Source organism: Clostridioides sp. ES-S-0005-03, from assembly GCF_020658455.1.
Classification (GTDB): domain Bacteria; phylum Bacillota; class Clostridia; order Peptostreptococcales; family Peptostreptococcaceae; genus Clostridioides.
This window is the reverse complement of sequence record NZ_JACVWI010000002.1, coordinates 168,345-190,923: the sequence shown is the minus strand read 5'-3', so window position 1 is coordinate 190,923 and position 22,579 is coordinate 168,345. Positions and strand designations below refer to the sequence as shown.

The window sequence follows — 22,579 nt, the reverse complement described above, 5'->3', positions numbered from 1 at the left end:
TTATGGAAGAATTGATATCTAAGAAAGATTTATTAAGCAAAACTAATATATCTTATGGGCAGCTATATAGATGGAAAAGAAAAAATATAATACCAGAAGAATGGTTTATAAAAAAATCAGCTTTTACAGGTCAAGAGACGTTTTTTCCAAGAGATAAAATACTAGAAAGAATAGAGTTAATACTATCTATGAAAGAAGATACATCTCTTGATGATATTGCAAACATGTTTACAAAAAAAGATACCAATAAAGAGTTTGACATTGACTTTATTTTGGAGAAAGAAGCTATATGTAATTACACAAAAGAAATATTTCAAAATTTATATAAAAAAGAACAGAGTATAGGCAAAAAGGAATTGCTTATATTGAGTATAATAGAGAAATTTTTAGTTAAATCCACAATAACATTTGAAGAATTAAAATTAATAGTAAATATAATAGAAGAAAATTTTAAATCAATATACAATGAAAATGGAAGAATTTATTTGTTTAGGAAGTTTGGTGTTCCATTTGTAATAGGATGCTTGGATTATAAACAAGTAAAATTTGAAAAGGATGTAGTTAAAATTGTTGAAATTGACTTAATGAAAGAAATAAATGATATAAGTATTAAGTTATCATAGTAGATTATTGTAGATTACTTATTATGTAGGAGAAGAGTTAGGATTTAAGTATGTGGAAAACGCACACTAATGCAAAAGTGTGCGTTTTTATTTTTCTATAAATTTTCTTAAATACTACATTTTTTTGAGAGTTTAAATATCCTATTGACTATAGTACTAATTAGTACTATACTAAAATAGTACTGATTAGTACTTTTATATTGGGAGGGATATTATGGAAATTCGTGAACAAATTAAACTTGTAAATGCTGTTTTAAGTGGAACTTTAGATTTATACAGGGTATGGGCTAAAAAACATGATTTAAATTATAATGCATTAGTTATCTTATATACTTTAGATGAGTATAAGGTATGTACGCAAAAGCAAATTTGTGAGTGGTGGGCTTTACCTAAACAGACGGTACATGGGATTTTGATGGAATTTGAAAAGAAGGGATACATTACTATTTCATCTAATTCTGAAAATAAAAGAGAGCGTCTGGTTTCTTTTACAAAGAGTGGAAAACAATTTACTGATTCAATATTAGAACCACTTCATAGCATGGAAGAAAAGGCTATTGAAAAATTAGGAGATGAAAAATGGAATCAACTTATTGCTTGTAATACTGCATACTATGAATTGTTAAAGGAGGAAATTAAAAATGGATAATGTATTAGCTAAAAAATTTACATTTACTTCTTTACTATCTTTTGCAATTCCTAATGTTATTATGATGATTAGTTTATCTATGTACATTATTGTTGATGGTATGTTTATTTCTCGTTTGCTTGGTACAATAGCATTATCATCTACGAATATGGTATATCCAGCTATCAGTTTTGAAATGGCTGTAGCAATCATGGTTGCAACAGGTGGAAGTGCTATAGTTGCTAGAAAGATGGGGGAAGGAAAACAAGAGGAAGCAAGAAAAAATTTGAGTTTCTTAATCATTGTAGAAATATTGATTGGTATTTTTATTGCTATTATTGGAAACTTGTTTATTGATGAAATTATTTTGTTTTTAGGTGCAAGTTCAATACAAGCTCCTTTGTGTATTACTTATGCTAAAATACTTTTTAGCTTTGCACCTGCATTTTTTCTTCAAACAGCATTTCAGACTTTTCTGGTTACTTCTGGTAAACCAACACTTGGTCTGATTGTTACGTTGTTAGCTGGAGTTGTGAATATTGTGCTGGATTATATCTTTATGGTTCCATTGAATATGGGTATTGCTGGTGCAGCGATTGCAACTGGATTAGGTTATTGTATTCCTGCAATTGTAGGTTTAGCCTATTTCTTTTTTGCAAGAAATAATCCTCTGCACTTTGTAAAACCAGAACTAAATTGGAATGTGCTTTTTCGTTCTTGTACAAATGGGTCATCGGAAATGGTAACAAACTTAGCAAATGCTGTAACAACATTTATGTTTAACTATACTTTTTTGCAATATTATGGTGAAAATGGTGTTGCTTCTATAACAATTATCCTGTATTTCCAATACATCTTTACAGCTATTTATTTTGGCTATTCCAATGGAATAGCTCCAATTATCAGTTTTAAATATGGACATGGTGATAAAAAGCAACTACAAGATATATTTAAGAACAGTATATTATTTTTGATTATTAGTTCAATAGTATCGAATATTTTAATTCATTTGACTATAACAAAGTCATTGACTATTTTTACTTCAATTAACAGTGATGTTTACAATATTACACTTTATGGTTTTTCCTTCTATTCTCTAGCTTTTGTGATTATGGGATTTGGTATTTTTTCTTCTGCAATGTTTACAGCATTTTCTGATGGGAAAACATCAGCTATTATATCCTTTTCTAGAACGTTTATTTTTATTTTAGGTGCTATTCTTATTCTTCCAAATATATTTGGAGAAATAGGAGTTTGGATAGCTGTCCCTGTTGCAGAATTTTTAGGATTATTTATTTCTCTTTTATTTTTGATTAGAAAAAAACATTATGGCTATTGTAAATAAAACCTTAATTAAGGTCAATCCTATTACTCATACTACAACAGATAAGAATGTAAAAAGCAAGTTGTAAAATAAGATAGAAGTATACCCCAACAATACGAAACATATTGTTACAATATGTGGTGTAGGATATAAATTCAATGACAAATTGAAACAGCAAAAGGAGAAGTGCCATTTTTAATAATTGCACTTCTCTTTATTTTTATTGTATCAAAGTCTTTGATAAATATTAAATAAGTGGTAAAATTAGTTCTCAAGTTTTTTTATACTTTTAGAATACTGTATTTAATGGATAATATCATTTTTATAATATAATTTCATATTAGAATAATCTAATATTTATAAAACTAGATAGTATCAATATAATAAATTGCTTAAATACAGTAGATTATTTTTACTTATTCAAATAATGAATTTTTAAAGTCCAAGAAATATCCTTGTGGATGAAGACAAACAGGGCAAGCTTTTGGAGCTTCTTTACCAATATGAATATGTCCACAGTTTGTACATATCCATTGGATATCTTCATTTCTTCTAAATAAAGTACCTTCTTCTAAATCAGTAGCATATCTACCAAATCTATCACCATGAACTTTTTCTATTTCAGCTATATTTTCAAATAATTTAGCTATAGCTTCAAAACCTTCTTCACGTGCTGTTTTTCCAAAGTTTTTATATACATCATCCCACTCTTGAAGCTCATTATGTTGTGCAGCTTTAAGATGTTGAGCTGTTTTATCATATAAATCTACAGGATATGCTCCTGATATACTTATATTTTCTCCAGCAAATTCTTTTAATTTAGTAAAAAATTGTTTTGCATGTGACTTTTCTTGGTCAGCAGTATAATTAAATAAAGATTCTATTATATATAATCCTTCTTTTTTTGCTACAGATGCAGAAATATTATATCTATTTCTAGCCTGGCTTTCACCTGCAAAAGCTCTCAATAAATTTTCTTTAGTTTTACTGTCTTTTAAATTCATATTATACCTCTCTATTAACAATAAATTTTTACAATATTTGATTCTTTTTATTTATTATTCCAAAACTAGATATAATTATGCTCAATTTAGTCAGCATTTTTGAAATTATTATTGATTTTTTTTAAAATTCTAAGAAATTCTTGCTTTTCCTTTTCTGTGATATTACAGTAGGCTGTTTCTTTAACTTGTGATGAAATACTATTGAATGTATCCTCTATTAGCATTGCTTTCTTTGTAAGTTTTATATATGTAATACGTTTGTCATTGTCACTCTTTTGTCTTTCTATATATCCTAGACTTATAAGTTTATTAACTAATACTGTAACAGTAGATTTGTCTTTTCCTATTTTAGTTGCAATTTCTTTCATTGTAAGTATTCCATTATTTTCATAAAGTGCAGTAAGTATATTTCCATGTGTAGGCAACAATTCATTTAAACCGTTTTTATTGAGTTTATTTTCAATGAATTTAAGCATATTAGCTTTTGTCTTACTTATAAAATGTATAATATATTTATCTTCCATAAATTAATCTCCAATCTTTAAATTATTTGAGGTACTTTGAAATAAAAAGTAGTTTGACATAAAACTATTTTTCAACTATAATTAGTTTAACATAAAACTAAATGTATTGGGAGGAAATTTATGAGTAAAAATTTTAAATCACTATATATTACAGAAGAAGAGGGACGTTTTAAGAGAAATATAATCGAAAGAGATATAGATGAACTACCAGAAGGAGATGTTCTGATAAAAGTAAAATATTCTTCACTAAATTATAAGGATGCACTTTCAGCAAATGGAAATAAGGGTGTAACTAGAAAATATCCTCATACTCCAGGAATAGATGCATCTGGTGTAGTAGAATTTAGTAGTTGTGATGATTTTAAAGTTGGAGATGAAGTTTTGGTAACAGGTTATGATTTAGGAATGAACACCTCTGGAGGATTTTCAGAATATATAAGAGTTCCTTCTAATTGGGTTGTCAAACTTCCAACTAATCTTTCTCTAAAAGAAGCAATGGATTATGGTACAGCAGGATTTACAGCAGCTTTATCTGTATATAAATTTGTAAATACTGTAGACAAAGATATGGGAGATGTACTAGTTACTGGTGGTACTGGAGGAGTTGCTGTGATTGCAACTAAAATATTAGTTAAATTGGGATATTCAGTTGCAGTTTCAACAGGAAAATTGGAAGAACAAAAAGACACATTATTAAAACTAGGTGTTAAAGATGTTATACATAGATCAGAAGTAGATGATAATTCAGGGAGACCTCTACTTAGACCAAGATGGGCTGGAGTAATAGATACAGTAGGAGGAAATACTTTATCAACAGCAATAAAGACAACTAATTATTGTGGAGCAGTTACAACATGTGGTAATGCAGGTGGAATTGATTTTACAAGTTCAGTATATCCATTTATATTAAAAGGTGTTACTTTATATGGTATAGATTCTGTAGATTGTCCAATGAATTTGAGATTAAAAATATGGGACTTATTGTCAAATGAATGGAAGCTAGAAGATTTAGATGACATGGTAACTGTAGTATCATTAAATGAATTGAGTAAAAGCATAGATTCAATAATAGAAGGAAAGCATGTAGGAAGAACAGTAGTTGATTTAGGATTGTAGTGAAGGTTAGGTTTATAGTTAAGTTAACTGATTCTGAATATATAATTGGTTCTTAATATATAGTTAAGTAAGTTTTAATGTAAAACTATAACATCAAATCATAAAATAAAAAATGAGATACCTTAAAATTATTTTATTTAAGAGTATCTCATTTTGATTTTTATGTAAAAAGTTTATGTAAAGATTTTGGATAAAAAGATTATTCGTGAACAATTAATTCAAATACATCAGGTCTTGAATAGTGACCCTCTGAATCAAAATCTAGTCTACTAAGAACTATTTGTTCTAAATCTAAATCAGCTATTAATATTTCTTCTTTATTGAAAATAGGGCCTGCTACATATTTTCCAAAAGGGTCAACTATGCAACTTCCACCTGGACACATAATCTCTGGTTCTGCATCAAGTTCTTTATAATAGTTAAGGTCAGTTGGGTACATATTTTTTTCAACATATTGATTGCATCCAATAACAAAGCATCTTCCTTCTAAAGCGATATGCTTCATAGTTGATTGCCACTCTTCTCTTGAATCAGCAGTAGGGGCTATATAAAGTTTTACACCTTTAGCATAAAGAGCTGTTCTAGCTAGTGGCATGTAGTTTTCCCAGCAAATTAATGAACCCATTTTCCCATATGGAGTATCAACAACTGTAAGAGTACTTCCATCACCTTCACCCCAAATGCATCTTTCTGTTCCTGTAGGTTTAAGTTTTCTATGTTTACCAATAAGTTTACCTTCTGGTGAGAAAAATAAGTTTGTACAATAAAGAGTGCAATTTATATCGTTTCCATCTCTTTCTGTTATTCCCATTGATAGATATACTCCTGCTTCTTGGGCTGCTTTTCCTAATAAATCTGTTGTAGCACTAGGTACTGGTACAGAATTATCATAGTATCTTTTCCAATCTTCTCTACCTTTCATTGTTCTACTTCCAACAACAAATCCAAATGAAAGTCCTCTTGGATATGCAGGTATAAATGCTTCTGGGAAAACTACTATATTTGCCCCTTTTCTACCAGCCTCTTTAATTAATTCTAATGCTTTTTCAACAGTTTTATCTAAGTCCATTATAATTGGTGATGCCTGAACAACAGCAATTCTTACATTTTTATTTTCTTTGTTCATAAAAACCTCCTAAAAAATATTTGAATTTGTTGATTTGAACAGATTACATCAGGTTTTATTTGAGAAAAAAGTATCTTATCTTGTAAATAATGATGTAACTGTATATTTAAAATGATACATCATGATTTAGCAAATTACAATTATACAAAAAAATAATTCATATTAAGTACTTTTTTTATTAACATATAATATTAATTTTTCACATCAATATTATGACTATTAAATTATAATATTTATAATGAATAGTATTTATTTCTTGGCGAACAATAATTAAAAATGAGATTTTCATATATTAATATTAGTTAATATTAAAAAAATAAGCTTAATGAAATACGAATAATTAATTATAAAATACTAAAATAAATTTATCAAAATAGACAATTTAAGGAGAACTTTATGAAAGAAAAAATTTATTATAATGGAAATATCCTTACAATGGAAGATTCAATATGTGGAGATGCTATTCTTATAAAAGATAAAATAATAAAAAAAATAGGAACAAAAGAAGAAATTCTAGCTTTAAAAAATAATGAAACAGAAGTCATAGATTTGCAGGGTAAAACATTGATGCCTTCCTTTATAGATTCACACAGTCATTTGACAGCTTTTGCTACTACCCTAAGATTAGTTCCTTTAGAAGATGCAACTAGCTTTAAAGATATAGTAAAGAAAATACAAGATTTTAAAGATTCAAATGATATAAAAAAGGGTGAATGGATAATTGGTTTTTCGTATGATAACAATTTTTTAGAAGAAAATATTCATCCAGATAAAGATTTATTAGATAGTGCATCTTTAGAAAATCCAATACTAATTTCACATGCTTCTGGTCACATGGGAGTTGCAAATACTTTAGGATTAAAAAAATTAGGTGTTACTCATGAAACACAAGACCCAGAAGGAGGGCATATAGGCAGAGTCAAAGGGAGTAAAGAGCCAAATGGATACTTGGAGGAAAATGCCTTTTTTAAAGTATCGTCTAAAATAAAACAACCATCATTAGATGAAGTTTGTAATCTAATTGAAAAAGTACAAGATATTTATTTAAGTTATGGTATTACAACAGCACAAGAGGGATTAATGGCAGATAATCAATTTAATCTCTTAAAACTAATGTCAAATCAAAATAGACTAAAAATAGATATTGTAGGATATGTAGATTTAAAAAATAGTAAATCTGTAAAAGATGATAATAAAAATTTTGTAAAGAAATATGTAAATAGATTTAAAATAGGAGGATATAAGATATTTTTAGATGGTTCTCCTCAAGGAAAGACAGCATGGTTAACGAAACCATATGAAAATTCAGAAGATGGTTATCGTGGGTATTCTATATATAAAGATGAGGAAGTAGAGAAATTTATAAACATTTCAGTAGAAGAAAAAATGCAACTTTTAACTCATTGTAATGGGGATGCAGCGGCAGACCAGTTGATAAACTTATTTGAAAAAGTTATAACAGGAAAAAATATTAAAGATAATATGAGACCTGTGATGATACATGCTCAAACTGTAAGAGAAGACCAAATTGATGAAATGGAAAAAATAAACATGATACCCTCATACTTTGTAGCTCACACATACTATTGGGGAGATATTCATATTAAAAACCTTGGGGAAGATAGAGCATTTAAGATTAGTCCAATTAAAACAACTATAGAAAAAGGTTTAATTTATACTTTACATCAAGATACACCTGTAATAGCACCTAATATGCTTGAAACAATATGGTGTGCGGTTAATAGAATTACAAAAAAAGGAGTATTGATAGGTGAAAATGAAAAAATAAGCCCATTAGAAGCTTTAAAAGGTGTTACTATAAATGCAGCATATCAATATTTTGAAGAAGATAAAAAGGGTTCAATCAAAGAAGGTAAACTAGCTAATTTAATAATACTAGATGAAAATCCACTTACTGTTGACTCTCTTAAAATAAAAGATATTAAAGTTTTACAAACAATAGTAGAAGGGGAAGTATTATATTCATTAAAATAGATATGAATTATATTCTTTTAAATATTATGTAAAAGTATTGTATAAAAAATATTATGTAAAAATAAAATCTAATAAAATAGGTAGAGTTAAATAATATTATATGTGACTGAAGGGCTAGCTTATTAGGTCTAAAGGTTCATTGCCATAATTTTATTAATTCTGCCTTGAAAATTTGTGTTTTTAGGACACAACTATGTAGATTACCTTACTTTCAACTTCACTTGGATTTCCCCATTTATGTCTCATACCAAAAGGTATTTTTACACTATCACCTTCATTTAATTCAAATATATCATCTTCCAAACTAAGTTCAACACTTCCTTTAAGTATATAAGCAACTTCGTCTCCAGCATGCCCATTTTTTTCTTTACAGTAAGACTTAGGGGACAAATTCATAATGGCAAATTCGAATTTATTAAATGGATTATTGGATAACATTTCATATAAAATATTTTCTGATTCTGGAAAAATTACTATTTTTCTAAGATTGTTTCTTACAATTAATTCTGAATCATCAATAGAAGGAACGAAAAAAGTAATTAATGGTACATTTAAAGCATTTGAAATTGATTTTAAAAAATTTATGGATGGATTTACGCTTCCTTTTTCTATTTGACTAATTAAAGAAGGTGTAACTTTAATTAATTTAGATAAATCTTTTATACTAATGTTCTGTTTTTTTCTACATAAAGTCAATTTTTTACCTATACTTGAATTACTCATTAAAATCCTCCTATTCTAACATCTGACAAAGAATATATAAAGAATTATATCATAAGGTAAAAAAATTTATATGAAAATTGATAATTATATAAGATTGATAAAAAAAAAGTCAAAATAGATAATTGATTGCTAAAATTAGCATAATTATAATGAAAGTAAAAGTAAGATTAATGATGAAAAATTAAATTATATTAATTTAATTAAATATAATTTGACAATATGTAAAAAAGTGAGTAAAATATAACTAAATAAAAATAATAGGTTCGGATAAGACAGAAAAAGATTTCTTAACCTTAAGCAAATATACTATTATCAAAGTTAACTGAGATTAAGAGATAACATCCAATCTTAAAGTATTGAGGAGGAAAAAATGCTTGATATAAAAAGAATAAGAGAAAACTTAGATTGTATAAAAAAAGCAATGGAAAGAAGAGGTGAAAAAGCCTTTAATCTTGATGAAGTAGTTAAGTTAGATGATGAAAGAAGAAAAATTCTTCAAGAAGTTGAGGTTATGAAAAACGAATTAAATACTGCATCTAAAAATATACCAAATCTTATAAAAGAAGGTAAAGATGTAGAAAATGAAAAAATTAAGCTAAAAGAGTTATCTGACAAGATTAAAGTTATAGACCAAAACCTTAAAGATGTAGAGGAAAAAATGGAATACTTGTTAATGAGAATTCCAAATGTACCACATTCAGAAGTACCACAAGGGGAAACCGATGAAGATAATGTTGAGGTGAGAACTTGGGGTAAGACGTCTAATTTTGATTTTGAATCTAAAGCTCATTGGGAAATAGGGACTGAGTTAGGTATACTTGATTTTGAAACAGCTGGTAAAATAACTGGTTCAAGATTCACTCTTTATAAGGGATTAGGAGCTAGATTAGAAAGGGCATTATTAAATTTTTATCTAGATACAAATACAACAGTAAATGGATACACAGAAATTATTCCACCATTTATGGCAAATAGAAATAGTTTTTTGGGTACAGGACAACTACCTAAGTTTGAAGAGGATATGTTCAAAATAGAAGGATTAGATTACTTTTTAATTCCAACATCAGAAGTTCCTTTAACTAATATACATGCTAATGAAATACTTAAATTTGAGCAACTACCAATAAATTATACAGCATATACTCCTTGTTTTAGGTCAGAAGCTGGTTCTGCTGGAAGGGATACAAGAGGTTTGGTAAGACAACATCAATTTAATAAAGTAGAAATGGTAAAAATAGTAGCTCCAGAAGAATCTTACAATGAATTAGAAAAATTAACTAATAATGCTGAGAATATGCTACAATTATTAAATTTACCATATAGAGTAGTAAAAATATGTACAGGTGACTTAGGATTTACGGCTTCTTTTAAATATGATGTAGAAGTTTGGATGCCAAGTTATAACAGATATGTTGAAATTTCATCTTGTTCAAACTGTGAAGATTTTCAAGCCAGAAGAGCTGGAATAAGATTTAAAAGAGACAAAAATTCTAAAGCTGAATATGCACATACATTAAATGGTTCTGGACTGGCTATTGGAAGAAGTGTAGCAGCTATATTGGAAAATTACCAACAAGCAGATGGCTCTGTAATAGTTCCAGAAGTTTTAAGACCATATATGGGTGTTTCTGTTATTAAATAACAATTAAGATATATATTTTTAAATAATAAAGTAAGCTATAAATAATTAAAAAATAATAATTAATATAATAATGTGTACAAACTAATGAATATTGATATAGTATAGCTATCATATGAAAGAGTATGTGCACATTTTTATTTGATAATTTATTTAAGGGTAAATGAATATAAATAATCTATAAACAGAAAGGGTTTTTTTATGAAAATTCAAAATACTGAGTGGGGATATATTGAATGGAAACATACTTATGATGAGAATAACCCAAAACAAGCTATGAATATATATATCGCAGTTACTATGCCAGGTAAAAAACATTTTAATCATGTTCATTATGGTCAAGAACAGATGATATATATTTTAGAAGGAGAAGGGTTATATATTATAAATGGAGTTTGGAAGCCATTTTCGCAAGGTATGATTTTTTACATAGAATCTGGTAGCACACATGAGTCTATAAATACAGGAGATGGACCAATAAAAGAACTTATTGTTTCAAATAATGTAGGAAATATAGGAGAAAGTGAAGTTATAGAAATCAATCCTAATAGCGATTTAAAAAAGACCTTAATAAATTATAGTGAAAGTACTTTAAATTTATATGCAGCAGTAGAATCAATTCGTGGTCAGTTTATTGATCCATTTAAAATTCCACTGATTATATATGATGATTCTTGGAACATAGTTTTAAAAAATCCATATTTTCCATTATTTTGTTTTGAAAAGTGTAACCCTATGAAGTTTCCTAAAAATTGCGATTGTATGAATCAAAAAAGTAGCAATCAATTCATATGTAAGTATGGGATAACTATATATAATATTCCAATATTATACAAGAACAATAGTATTGGAGTTATTCGAGGAGGATATGTATTGTTATCTGATTTAAATCTAGATACTACTCATAGTAATTTATATGATATTCCAGAAGGTGCTGCTAGAAGCATAAAAAGATTATTAAAGCAAATATCTAAAAACATAATAAATTTTTGTTCATTTAATGATATAAGAAAAGATTTACAAGAGAAAGAACAAACTATTGCAAGAACATATCACTATGGAGAACAACTTGAAATGAATCTAAAGGTAGCACAGGATACGGTTACTAATTTGAGAATAAATCATCATTTTTTATTTAATACTTTAAATTCAATGGCAAGTATAGCACTTGATGATGGTTGCTATGATTTATATAGTGCAATAATAGATTTGTCTAAAATGTTTAGATATACAATGAGGTCGGATTTAAGGTTTGTAGAATTAGAAGCTGAAATATTATATATTAAAAATTATTTAAATTTGCAAAAGTTACGTTATGGTAATGCATTAAAAGTTGAATATGTTATTCCCAAAGAGTTATATAAGATTTCTGTACCTTTCAATTTTATTCAACCTATTGTAGAGAATGCTTTTACACATGGTTTTAGAGATATTGATAAAGAAAAGCAAATTAAAATAGTTGCAAGTGTAGATTGTCAGTATGCTGTTATAAAAATCTGTAATAATGGAACTATTTTGGATGAAGGTACTATTGAAAAAGTGAAAACAGGTATTCATAGTAATAATGGTCATGGTCTATCTTTAATATATACAAAGTTCACATCTGCTTATGGAAGTGATTTTGAGATGAATATTAAATCAAATAGTAAAGAAGGTACTTATATAATTATTAAAATCCCTCTTGAAAATGAATAAAGAATATGTATAAAACTTAGATAAAATTAATAAGTTTTATCAGTATAAAGAAATATATTAGATGTTTCTATATTATTTTTTACATCTTACTTTTTTGTACATCATTAAGCTAAAAGGGAGGAATTCTCATGAGAAGAGCACTAATAATAGATGATGAAGAAGCTGTTTTAAAAATAATAACACATTTTATAGAGATGAAAGATATGCCAATAGAAATTGTTGGGAGAGCAACTTCTGGTGACGAAGCAGTAGAAAAGATAATTAGTTTAGAGCCAGATATAGTATTTATAGACATTCAGATGCCGATATATAATGGGTTGGAAGTAATAGAAAGAACATCTCACATATCTAAAAAAATAAAATTTGTAGTAATAACTGCCTTTGATTATTTTGAATATGCCCAAAAAGCTTTAAGATTAAATGTAAAAGATATACTTCTTAAACCACTAGACTTGAAGGAGTTTACTAGGTCTGTAGAAAAGATTATTGGTTATCAGTATACTAGCAATGATTTGTTAAATGAAATACTAGAGTATATAAATTTAAATTATAGTGAGGATTTAAAATTAAATGATTGTGCTAAATTATTTTTAACTAATCCATCCAATATATCTAGGATTTTTAAAAGTAATTTGAATACTACCTTTATATCATATTTAAATCATATACGAATAGAAAAATCTATAGAATTGCTTGAAAATACAAAAAAAAGTATAAATGAGATTGCGGAAATAGTTGGATATAACAGTCTAAATAACTTTTATAAGAATTTTAAGATAGAAAAAGGGATGACACCCAAAGTTTATAAATTGAATATTAAAAATTGAAATTGATAAATAAAAAGTCAATATAGATAATTGTTTGAAAATGTCTGGATAAGTATACTTTAATTAATAACAAAAATTAAAGCGCTTTAAACATATTTAATAACATTGAACCTTATAAAAGATGTACCTATATATATAAAAAAATATATATAAATAAAAATTAAAAAATATACAAAATAAAAAAAGTGAATTAAATATTATTCCAAAAAGACAGAATATTCATTTAAATTCGCTGTAAATTTATATTTGTTAAAGAAGGTAACTTTATAATGGAGGTAAGTTGATATGTCAGACAAAGTAAATATTAAAAATGTTATCTGTATTGCAGGTGCTTATTTAGCAACAGCAATAGGTTCAGGATTTGCGACTGGTCAAGAAATACTCCAATTTTTTGCATCCCAAGGATATATGGGATTGATTGGAGCATTAATATCGATGGTACTATTCTCATTTCTTGGTGTTGAAGTCATAACAAGGGGGAGAGAGTTAAAACTTAAAGAGCCAACAAGAATTTACACTTTTTATTGTGGAAAGATTCTAGGAAAATTTTATGAATGGTTTAGTCCAATATTTTTATTTGGAATTCTGATAGTAATGATTTCAGGTGCTGGTTCAACTTTAACTGAATATTATGGAATAAATCCTTATTTAGGAAGGGTATTAATGTCTATTGCTACACTAATCACAGTATCCATGGGGCTTGAAAAATTAGTAAATATACTTGGGCGCATTGGACCAGTAATAGCAGTATTTACTATTGCAGTTGGATTAATAAGTTTATTTAAGCACTTAGATGGATTACCTGTTGTTGGAGAGGCAATGAAAAATATTGAAGTTACAAAAGCATCAGGAAGCCCAATAGTTTCAGGTGTAATTTACAATACATTAAATATAATTGTAATGATTGTATTTTTAACAGGTATGGGAGCTTCTGTTGAAAATAAAAAAGATGCTTTCTGGGGAGGATTATTAGGTGGTGTAGTTTTTATGACTGCTGGTATAGTTATGTATCTAGCTATGATTTCAGATATAGGTAACCTGTATATGAAAGAGATACCATCCCTTTATCTAGCAGATAATATATCTCCTATTGTAGGTGTATGTTTCTCAGTTGCACTTATATTAGGTATCTATACAACTGCTGTTCCACTTTTATGGTCTGTGACTAATAGAATTGTTGAAGACAAACACCCTAAATTTAAATTAGTTACAACAGTAGTAGCTATTTTGGCTTGTATTGGTGGCTTTTTACCATTTGGTAAGCTAGTAAATATTTTATATCCATACACAGGTTATATGGGACTTTTAATTTTAGTTTGCATGGTATATAGGGCAATTACATGTAGAGAAAAATCAACTCAAAGTCAGGAATAAATATAGTTAGGATAATTGATAGTTGAGAAAATTTCTTATTGTAATACAAATTATAAAAAAGTCAAAATAGTTAAATAAATTGCAAATTTTGATAATATAATTAATTAAAATATTATAGTAGAATATAAATATAAATAAAAATTAATTAAATTTATAAAAATAATTAAATTAAGAAGAGGTGTTATTATGTTAAAAACAACAAGAATTTCAGACCCAGAGTTATACGAAATTGTAGCTGGTGAATTGGTTAGACAAGAGCATAATATCGAGATGATAGCTTCTGAAAGTACAGCACCAACAGAAGTACTTGAATTAAGTGGATGTGTATTTACAAATAAAACAGAAGAAGGTTATCCAGGAGCACGTTTCCAAGCAGGTTCTGAAGAAGCAGATAAACTTGAAAATCTAGCAATAAAACGTGCAAAAGAAATATTTGGAGCAGAACATGTAAATGTACAGCCTTACTCAGGTTCTACAGCTAACTATTGTGTATATTCAGCAATATTAAAGCCAAATGATACTGTTTTAAGTATGCGTCTTGACCAAGGGGGACACTTAACACATGGTAGTACAGTAAACTTCTTACATGATATTTATAAATATGAATTTTATGGTGTAGATTCAAATACTGGTCGTATAGATTATGATGCTCTTGAAGCGAAGGCAAAAGAGTGTAAACCAAAACTTATAATTGCAGGAGCGAGTTCATATCCAAGATTGATAGATTATGAAAGAATATCAAATGTTGCAAAAGAAGTAGGAGCTTATTTTATGGTAGATATGGCTCATGTTGCAGGTTTGGTGGCAGCAAAAGTAATACCTAGTCCTGTACCTTATGCAGATTTTGTTTCTTCATCTACAACAAAAACTTTCTGTGGACCAAGAAGTGGTATTGTGCTTTGTAAAGCTGAACATGCAAAGAAACTTGATAAAGGTGTTTTCCCAGGAACATTAGGTTCTATACATCTTAACACAGTTGCAGCGAAAACGTTTTCGCTATTGTATTTAGGGACAGATGAGTTTCGTAAAATAATGGAGCAAGTAGTAGTAAATGCTAAAACTTTGGCAGCTGAACTTATTTCTCACGGATTTAGTATAGTAAGTGGTGGAACTGATAATCATATAGTAATGGTTGATTTAAGAAGTAAAAATTTGACAGGAAAGCAGTTTGAAAAGGCTCTTGAATATGTAGGAATAACGGTTAATAAAAATGTTATACCTGATGACCCACAATCACCATTTGTAACTAGTGGCGTTCGTATCGGTCTTACATCAATATCTCAAAGAGGTCTTAAAGAAAAAGAAGTTGTGCAAATAGCAGGAATAATGAATAAGGTAGCAGAAAATATTGATAATAAAGAAGTATTAGATGAATGTAGGGTAGAAGCTCAGGAACTTATAGCTAAATTCCCATTATATCCAGAAGGATATTTTGAAGATTAAGTATATTGATTTATATAGCTCACAACCTATAAAGCCTATAACATAAAACCCAATAATATATAATTATTATAAGGAGATGCCTCAAAATAAAACTTTGAATCATCTCCTTTTTTTGTAGAAAAATAGAAAATGGAATTTCTAAGAACTCCTAATCTATGTAATAATTTAAATGAAAGTTTATTTAAAATCTTAAAAAACTGTGAACCATTGATATAAGAGGAAAATAGGTATGTTATTGCCAACAATGGACAGCAGTATAGTCTATTTAATACTTATGATACACAAATGTAGATCTCATTGTGGAAAGCCGCACTTGTGTGTTATAATGTTGTAAAAAATAAATTTGGAGTAATGCCATGATTGAAAACTACGTTTTGTGTGAAATTGAGGAATTAAAGAGAAAAATACATGAAAACATTAATGTGAACGATGATGTTATTTGTGGGATTTGTGATAAACTGATTTCGATTTCAAAAGAAAGTAAAGATTGGCAAAGTGTGGCTTTTGGACATGTATGGCGTGCCGATTATTATTTCTATGTGGAATCAAATATGAAATGCGTATCAAAAGAGTTGGAGTATGCACAAGAGTATATTAATGAAAAGAATCCAAGTGAATTATTAGAAAAATTTTATGCACTGTGTAGTTTACTTTCTTTAAATTCATATGATAAACAGTCTGCATTTAGATACACTTTAAAAGCATTGGATGTTTCTGAAAGATTAGACATCAGACATCGCATTGGTATAAATTATGGGAATATTAGTGCTTATTATTTGGACTATGAATTATATGATGAAGCACTGTTCTATTTAGATAAATCAATGGAAGTATTGCGTTCTTTGCCAGATACGAAGCCACGTTTTCTGCGAATGCTGTTAATTAATTTCATTAATATATATTTAAAATTAGGTAAGCTTGAATTGATGAAATCAACTATTGAAGAATTGAGTTTACTTCCCTTCGAAGAGAAAGATTTAAAAATATATGTTGATTATGCATATTTGCTTTATTATGCAGAGATACAGAATCAAGAAAAGAGTTTATATTATCTACAGGAAATGCAGAATGATGGACTTATGACTTTTCCAAATCGTGTTTATCTCATAGAATTTTTGATGAATGCATTAGAAGCAATGATATCTATCAAAAACAAAGTAAAATCAAGTGAATTATTACAATCCTTACAAGAGCTAATAAAAGAAGATGAACCAGAGCCTTTATTGAAATTATGTAAATTGAATATTAAGTATTCACAGAAATTTGAGACAAAAAAAGAATTATATTACCATTACCACGAGTATTATGATTTATATTTAAAAGCACAAAATCAAGTAAATCTATTAAAAGTAGAAGGTTTACGTGCAAAAATTGAATTGAATGACACTTATACTAAGTATACTCAATCAAAAAAAGTATTAGAAGAATTATATGACCTTGTAAATTATGATGAATTGACTAATGTATACAATCGTTATTATTTTAATATTAAGCAAGATGAAATTCTCAATAGTAATAGATATACTAATATTGGTCTTGCAATATTTGATATTGATTACTTTAAAGAATACAATGATTATTATGGTCATTTGGAAGGTGATGAAATATTAAAACAAGTAGCAAGTAGCTTGAAAGAAAAGGCAAATGAACAAATGGCAGTCTTTCGCTATGGTGGTGATGAATTTGTTTGTCTTAGCTGGGATTTGAATTTTGAACAAATGGCTGAATATGTCAATCAAGTAAAAGAAGCAATAAAAGAAAAAAGTCTTGAACATATACATTCACGATGTGAAAAAATAATAACATTGTCAATTGGATATGGTAATAAGACAGTTTCAACTAAAGTTGATGTACTTAATTTATTTGATGAAGTAGATAAAGCACTATATGATGTAAAGAATAATGGTAGAAATAATGCTAAATCAATAATTGCTATGGAAGAGGTGCATAATGAATAACTATAATGTAGCACTTGAACAAATTCAATTGCTGATTGATCGAATTCAGTGTCGTTTTGAGCATAATTCTAGGTTTAATAAACACGATTGTGATAGGTTACTAATGATATCAGAACAGTTAAACTACTTCTATGGACAAGCATTGGCTCATGTGTATTTGGCACAATATTTTCAAATGAAATGGGATGTAGATGCTTATAATTTTCATTCAGAGAAGGCAAGAGAAATTGCTGAGAATAAAAATTATTTTGATGTTTTAATTGAATATTTTAAAATAGAGGGCTTGCGAAATGTTACTATTTGTGACGAAATAGCAGCTCTTACTATATATTTAGAAGGAATCCAAATTGCTTATAAAATTAAAGATAAAAAATCATGTGCTATTTTCTATAACAATATTGCTGATATATTTTACACAAGTGGTGTATATAAAATTGCAGAGCAATTCTATACAAAAGCATTAGATGTTATAAAAGATATTCCTATAAAAAGTGTGCTTTTTTATTACAAGTCTATACTTGTGAATCTATTACACCTTTCTTGTGTTCAAGGAGAATTAGATAAAGCCCTGAAGTATCATGAAAAATGTTTAAGCGTAAAATGTGAAGTTGGCATTTTACCTTTATTATTTATGGAAGGAGAAATACGTCTTTTATTATTAGAAAATAAGGAAACAGAAGCGTTACATAAAATAGATAGTTTGATAAATAAGTTGATTAAAAATAAGGAAGAAGCGTTTTTACTGAAATCCATTTATTTATATTTAATGGAATTTTTGCTTTTGTTGAAAAGAGAAGAAGATGCAGCATGGTGCTTAAACCAATTAGACACATTGTATAAAAATACGAATCAAAATATAATGATACAAATTCAAAAATTACATGTTCAATATTCAATTCTATTTGGGCATGAAACTGATGAACTTTATGAAACTTTTTATGAAACCATATTAAAAGGAGAAATGGACAGTAAGATATCAATGGGCGAAAGCTTCAAAAGTCTTCTTTCTCTCTATGAAAGAGAAAAAGAACAGAATCTTATGTTGGAAAAGCAAGTTAGTCTACAAACAGTAGCAGATATAGATGAACTTACAAAAATTTATAATCGAAGATACTGTAGTAAACTTATAAGTAAATTAATCCAAGATGATGAGGTTTTATCCATTGGATATGTTATGGTTGATATCGATTTTTTCAAAGAATATAATGATTACTATGGTCATTTAAAAGGTGATGAGGCAATAAAAGAAGTTACTACTTTATTAAAGAAGAACTTACCAAACAATGCTTTTGCTGCACGATATGGAGGAGATGAATTCACCTGTATATTTGTTGATAGAAGTGATGATGAAATTATTACATTTGTTGAATCAGTTCAAAAAGAGCTGAGAGACAAAAATATTGTACATTTAAAAAGTAAAAATTCCAAACAGCTCACTTTATCTTTTGGGATATATAATGAGATACATATGCATGGTTGTGATGAATTAACTCTTATTAAAAATGCTGATTTAGCCTTATACCAATCCAAAAATAAGGGAAGAAATGTATATACAATTTATAAACAAAGGAGCCAATCGTAATGGAAACGGAAAATAATAGCACCTTAAAGCGTGATATGTATGATACTTCATATATTTTGGAAAAATATTGTAAGATAAAAGGTAGTGATGAAAGATATGCTTTAATACACTTGAACATTAAAAATTTTCGCTATTTTAATACAAAGTATGGAAGTAAAGCAGGTGATGAAATTCTGACATTGGTTTTTCAAAAAATAACCACATTTTTAGAAGAAAAGGAGTACGCTGCATATTTATATGCGGATAACTTTGCTTTTTTAGTAAGGTGTGATGATTCTAACTATCTTATATATGAACGATTGATACCACTAATTGACATATTATATCGTATAGATGATGAGCGGATTTATAGAAATCTTTTTATGTCTATGGGTATTTATGTGATTATTAACCCAGAAGTCTCATTTTATGATGCACTAAATTATGCGAATTTGTGTAGGAAAGAAAGTGAAGCTTTACTTAATAGAAGTTCTTGTATAGAACTTTATGGTGATTCTTTTTATAATAGTTATATGGACCGTATGAAACTGGAAATAGAGACAGCAGATGCATATAAAGGTTATGAATTTGTCACGTACTTACAGCCCAAAATCAGTCTAATAAATGGAAAGGTTATAGGTGCAGAGGCATTACTTCGTTGGTTTGATAAAGATGGAAACAGCATCCCATTATATAAATTTCTGCCTATTTTAAACCAAAATGGCTACATTAAATTAATTGATATTGATACTTTTGAACAAATGTGTCAGTACTTGGATACAAGAATAAAAAACAATCAGAAAGTTGTGCCAATTAGTTTTAATATTTCAAAGTCACATTTTTATGACCCAGGGATTGTTCAAAATTACATTGATGTGTTTGAAAAATATGATATTCCAAAGCACTATATTGAAATTGAATTTATGGAATCAATTTCTTTAAATGATACTGAACGTTTAAAAAAAGTAGTATCTGATTTCAAAGAATATGGGTTTACATGTTCACTAGATGATTTTGGAGATGGTTATTCTTCTTTTAATGTATTACTTAATGCTCATTTTGATATTATCAAAATGGACCGTCAGTTTTTTTTAAATAACTTAAATGGCAATAGTAGTTTAGTAATAAAGACTATTATAGATTTAATTCATTCTTTAAATATGAAAGTGATTGCTGAAGGTGTAGAATCTAAAGAACATATAGAGTCTTTAAAAGAGTATAGATGTGATATGGTTCAAGGTTATTATTATTATAAACCTATGTCAATTGATTCATTTAATATGATATTGGATGTGCAGGATGATTGTTAGGAATTATATGAATTAATTATTTAGAGGGAGAAAAATATGAGATACAAAAAAATTATAACATTATTAGTAGTAGCTATACTTGCACTAAATTTGGTGGCATGTTCCACACCTACTCAAGGAGATGCAATAAAAGGCTCAGTTTTTCAGGGGACTCAAGGAAAAGAAATGGTAACGTTAAATGTTACATCTGAGCCAACAGAATTGAATCCAATGAGAATGAGTGATACTATTGCACAAAGTATTCTCTATCATTGCATGGCTGGATTCACAAAGTTGAATGAGAAGGATGAGCCAGTGGCTGATTTAGCAGAACGTTGGGATATAAATGATGCGAACACTATTTATACAATGCATCTAAGAAAAGATGCAAAATGGTCAAATGGAGACCCAGTAACCGCGAATGATTTTTACTATTCCTGGGTGACACAGATGACGCCTTCTACTGGAAGTATATTTGCTTCGTATATATACAAGAATATTAAAAATGGAGAAGCATTTTATAAGGGTGAGATTGACGAATCACAGCTTGGGTTAAAAGTATTAGATGATTATACATTAGAAATTCAATGGTCTCATCCAATGACTAATGGCTTGTTTTATTTGTCACAGCCATATTTTTTGCCAATAAATAAAAAGGCTTATAAGGCAATTGGTGATAAACAGTACGCTAAAGAGGCCGATAAAATGGTAACAAATGGTGCATATAAAATAACAGAATGGGTTCATGATGACCATATTACAATGGAGAAGGCTGAAGAATATTATAATGCATCAGAAATTAATATTCCTAAAGTTAAGTTGGTTATGATAGGAGATGCAAATACAAGTTTGAATGCATTTACTGCTGGAGAAATTGACCTTTGTAACCTATATAACGAACAAATTAAACTCGTGAGAGACAAAAGTAAAGATACTATTCAATCCTATATAGATGGAGGATCTTGGTATTTAAGCTTTAATACACAAAATGAGTATCTTTCTAACATAAACCTAAGAAAAGCACTTGCCTATTCTATTGATGTACAAAGTCTACTTAATAATGTAATTAATGATGGTTCTATAGCAGCCAATGGTCTTGTACCAGGTGTTATAAAAGGTGTTGATGGTAAAAGTTATGCAGAAAAACGTGGTAGCTTATTTAAGTATGACAAAGATAAGGCAAGGGAATTCCTTGACAAGGCACTTCAAGAACTTGGGATAGAAAAGAAAGATATTAAACTTGTATTTTGGACATCAGATACAACATATAATCAGAATCAGGCTGCCTACTTGCAACAACAATGGAAAAAAAATCTTGGACTGGATGTAGAACTGAAATCTACAGCAGTCAAAGCTTTGTCTGAAGCAAAAAGAAATGGTGATTATAGTTTTGCAGTGGATGCTTGGGGTCCTTCTGAGAATGATGCAATTACATTTTTGGAGAACTATACAACAGAAAATATGAACAATTATGGAAAGTATTCCAATCCAAAGTATGATAAGTTGATTGAGGATTCAACTCATGAGAGTGATTCTAAAAAGCGTCAAGAGATACTGATACAGGCAGAAAAAATTCTAATGGATGATATGGTTATAGGACCGATGTATTTTACATGTACTACTTATGCAGTTTCTGACAAACTAGTTGGTCTAGTACGTACACCATTTCAATTCTTTAACGTTTTAAATGCACATATTAAGTAAATAAAAAACATGACAGGAGCAGACAA

18 protein-coding genes are annotated in these 22,579 nt (G+C 28.3%); 14 read left to right on the top strand and 4 right to left on the bottom strand.

Annotated elements, in window-relative coordinates; all coding sequences use genetic code 11:
* Window positions 1–2 precede the first annotated feature (2 nt).
* The 3 genes from IC218_RS09980 (at window position 3) to IC218_RS09970 (ending at window position 2,596) form a co-directional block, all read left to right on the top strand.
* Window positions 3–623 (top strand): YhbD family protein, encoded by a 621-nt coding sequence (locus IC218_RS09980; RefSeq protein ID WP_227434372.1) that lies wholly within the window; start codon window positions 3–5, stop codon window positions 621–623.
* 214 nt (window positions 624–837) lie between these two features.
* Complete coding sequence (locus tag IC218_RS09975; protein ID WP_227434373.1) at window positions 838–1,272, top strand: MarR family winged helix-turn-helix transcriptional regulator; 435 nt, start codon at window positions 838–840, stop codon at window positions 1,270–1,272.
* Window positions 1,265–2,596: an MATE family efflux transporter gene (locus tag IC218_RS09970; RefSeq protein ID WP_227434374.1), complete on the top strand. Its 1,332-nt coding sequence runs from the start codon at window positions 1,265–1,267 to the stop codon at window positions 2,594–2,596. Before IC218_RS09975 ends, IC218_RS09970 begins: the two co-directional genes overlap by 8 nt.
* A 395-nt stretch (window positions 2,597–2,991) precedes the next feature.
* Here the strand turns inward: IC218_RS09970 and rbr are convergent, their stop codons facing one another.
* Window positions 2,992–3,579, bottom strand: coding sequence for a rubrerythrin (gene rbr / locus IC218_RS09965; protein WP_227434375.1), 588 nt, complete (start codon window positions 3,577–3,579; stop codon window positions 2,992–2,994).
* A gap of 86 nt (window positions 3,580–3,665) precedes the next feature.
* Entirely contained in the window at window positions 3,666–4,103 is a 438-nt protein-coding gene (locus IC218_RS09960) for a MarR family winged helix-turn-helix transcriptional regulator (protein WP_227434376.1), read from the bottom strand.
* 120 nt (window positions 4,104–4,223) lie between these two features.
* On the opposite strand from IC218_RS09960, the gene IC218_RS09955 reads away from it, so the two are divergent.
* Window positions 4,224–5,219 carry a YhdH/YhfP family quinone oxidoreductase gene (locus IC218_RS09955; protein WP_227482070.1) on the top strand — a complete coding sequence of 332 codons (996 nt, stop codon included), beginning with the start codon at window positions 4,224–4,226 and terminating at the stop codon, window positions 5,217–5,219.
* 199 nt (window positions 5,220–5,418) lie between these two features.
* Here IC218_RS09955 and IC218_RS09950 read toward each other — a convergent pair whose 3' ends face one another.
* Window positions 5,419–6,345, bottom strand: a complete 927-nt coding sequence (locus tag IC218_RS09950; protein ID WP_227482071.1) for a carbon-nitrogen hydrolase family protein — start codon at window positions 6,343–6,345, stop codon at window positions 5,419–5,421.
* A 396-nt stretch (window positions 6,346–6,741) separates the two neighbouring features.
* Here IC218_RS09950 and IC218_RS09945 point away from each other — a divergent pair, with 396 nt between their 5' ends.
* Entirely contained in the window at window positions 6,742–8,340 is a 1,599-nt protein-coding gene (locus tag IC218_RS09945) for an amidohydrolase (RefSeq protein WP_227434379.1), read from the top strand.
* Between the two features lie 180 nt (window positions 8,341–8,520).
* Here IC218_RS09945 and IC218_RS09940 read toward each other — a convergent pair whose 3' ends face one another.
* Window positions 8,521–9,063: a helix-turn-helix domain-containing protein gene (locus tag IC218_RS09940; protein ID WP_227434380.1), complete on the bottom strand. Its 543-nt coding sequence runs from the start codon at window positions 9,061–9,063 to the stop codon at window positions 8,521–8,523.
* Between the two features lie 370 nt (window positions 9,064–9,433).
* On the opposite strand from IC218_RS09940, the gene serS reads away from it, so the two are divergent.
* From serS to IC218_RS09895, 9 genes are all read left to right on the top strand, one after another.
* Window positions 9,434–10,705 carry a serine--tRNA ligase gene (serS, locus tag IC218_RS09935; protein WP_227482072.1) on the top strand — a complete coding sequence of 424 codons (1,272 nt, stop codon included), beginning with the start codon at window positions 9,434–9,436 and terminating at the stop codon, window positions 10,703–10,705.
* 198 nt (window positions 10,706–10,903) lie between these two features.
* Complete coding sequence (locus tag IC218_RS09930) at window positions 10,904–12,397, top strand: histidine kinase (protein WP_227434382.1); 1,494 nt, start codon at window positions 10,904–10,906, stop codon at window positions 12,395–12,397.
* Window positions 12,398–12,525: 128 nt separating this feature from the next.
* A complete protein-coding gene (locus tag IC218_RS09925; RefSeq protein ID WP_227434383.1) occupies window positions 12,526–13,224 on the top strand; it encodes a response regulator transcription factor in 699 nt (232 codons plus the stop codon).
* 285 nt (window positions 13,225–13,509) lie between these two features.
* Window positions 13,510–14,598 carry a hypothetical protein gene (locus tag IC218_RS09920; protein ID WP_227434384.1) on the top strand — a complete coding sequence of 363 codons (1,089 nt, stop codon included), beginning with the start codon at window positions 13,510–13,512 and terminating at the stop codon, window positions 14,596–14,598.
* A 186-nt stretch (window positions 14,599–14,784) separates the two neighbouring features.
* On the top strand, window positions 14,785–16,041 hold the full coding sequence (glyA, locus tag IC218_RS09915; protein WP_227434385.1) for a serine hydroxymethyltransferase: 1,257 nt from the start codon (window positions 14,785–14,787) through the stop codon (window positions 16,039–16,041).
* 356 nt (window positions 16,042–16,397) lie between these two features.
* Complete coding sequence (locus IC218_RS09910) at window positions 16,398–17,999, top strand: GGDEF domain-containing protein (RefSeq protein WP_227434386.1); 1,602 nt, start codon at window positions 16,398–16,400, stop codon at window positions 17,997–17,999.
* A complete protein-coding gene (locus tag IC218_RS09905) occupies window positions 17,992–19,581 on the top strand; it encodes a GGDEF domain-containing protein (RefSeq protein ID WP_227824330.1) in 1,590 nt (529 codons plus the stop codon). The genes IC218_RS09910 and IC218_RS09905 overlap by 8 nt, the downstream gene beginning before the upstream one ends.
* Window positions 19,581–20,870 (top strand): EAL domain-containing protein, encoded by a 1,290-nt coding sequence (locus IC218_RS09900; RefSeq protein ID WP_227824329.1) that lies wholly within the window; start codon window positions 19,581–19,583, stop codon window positions 20,868–20,870. Before IC218_RS09905 ends, IC218_RS09900 begins: the two co-directional genes overlap by 1 nt.
* 36 nt (window positions 20,871–20,906) lie before the next feature.
* Window positions 20,907–22,553 carry a peptide ABC transporter substrate-binding protein gene (locus IC218_RS09895; protein WP_227824328.1) on the top strand — a complete coding sequence of 549 codons (1,647 nt, stop codon included), beginning with the start codon at window positions 20,907–20,909 and terminating at the stop codon, window positions 22,551–22,553.
* Window positions 22,554–22,579 lie beyond the last annotated feature (26 nt).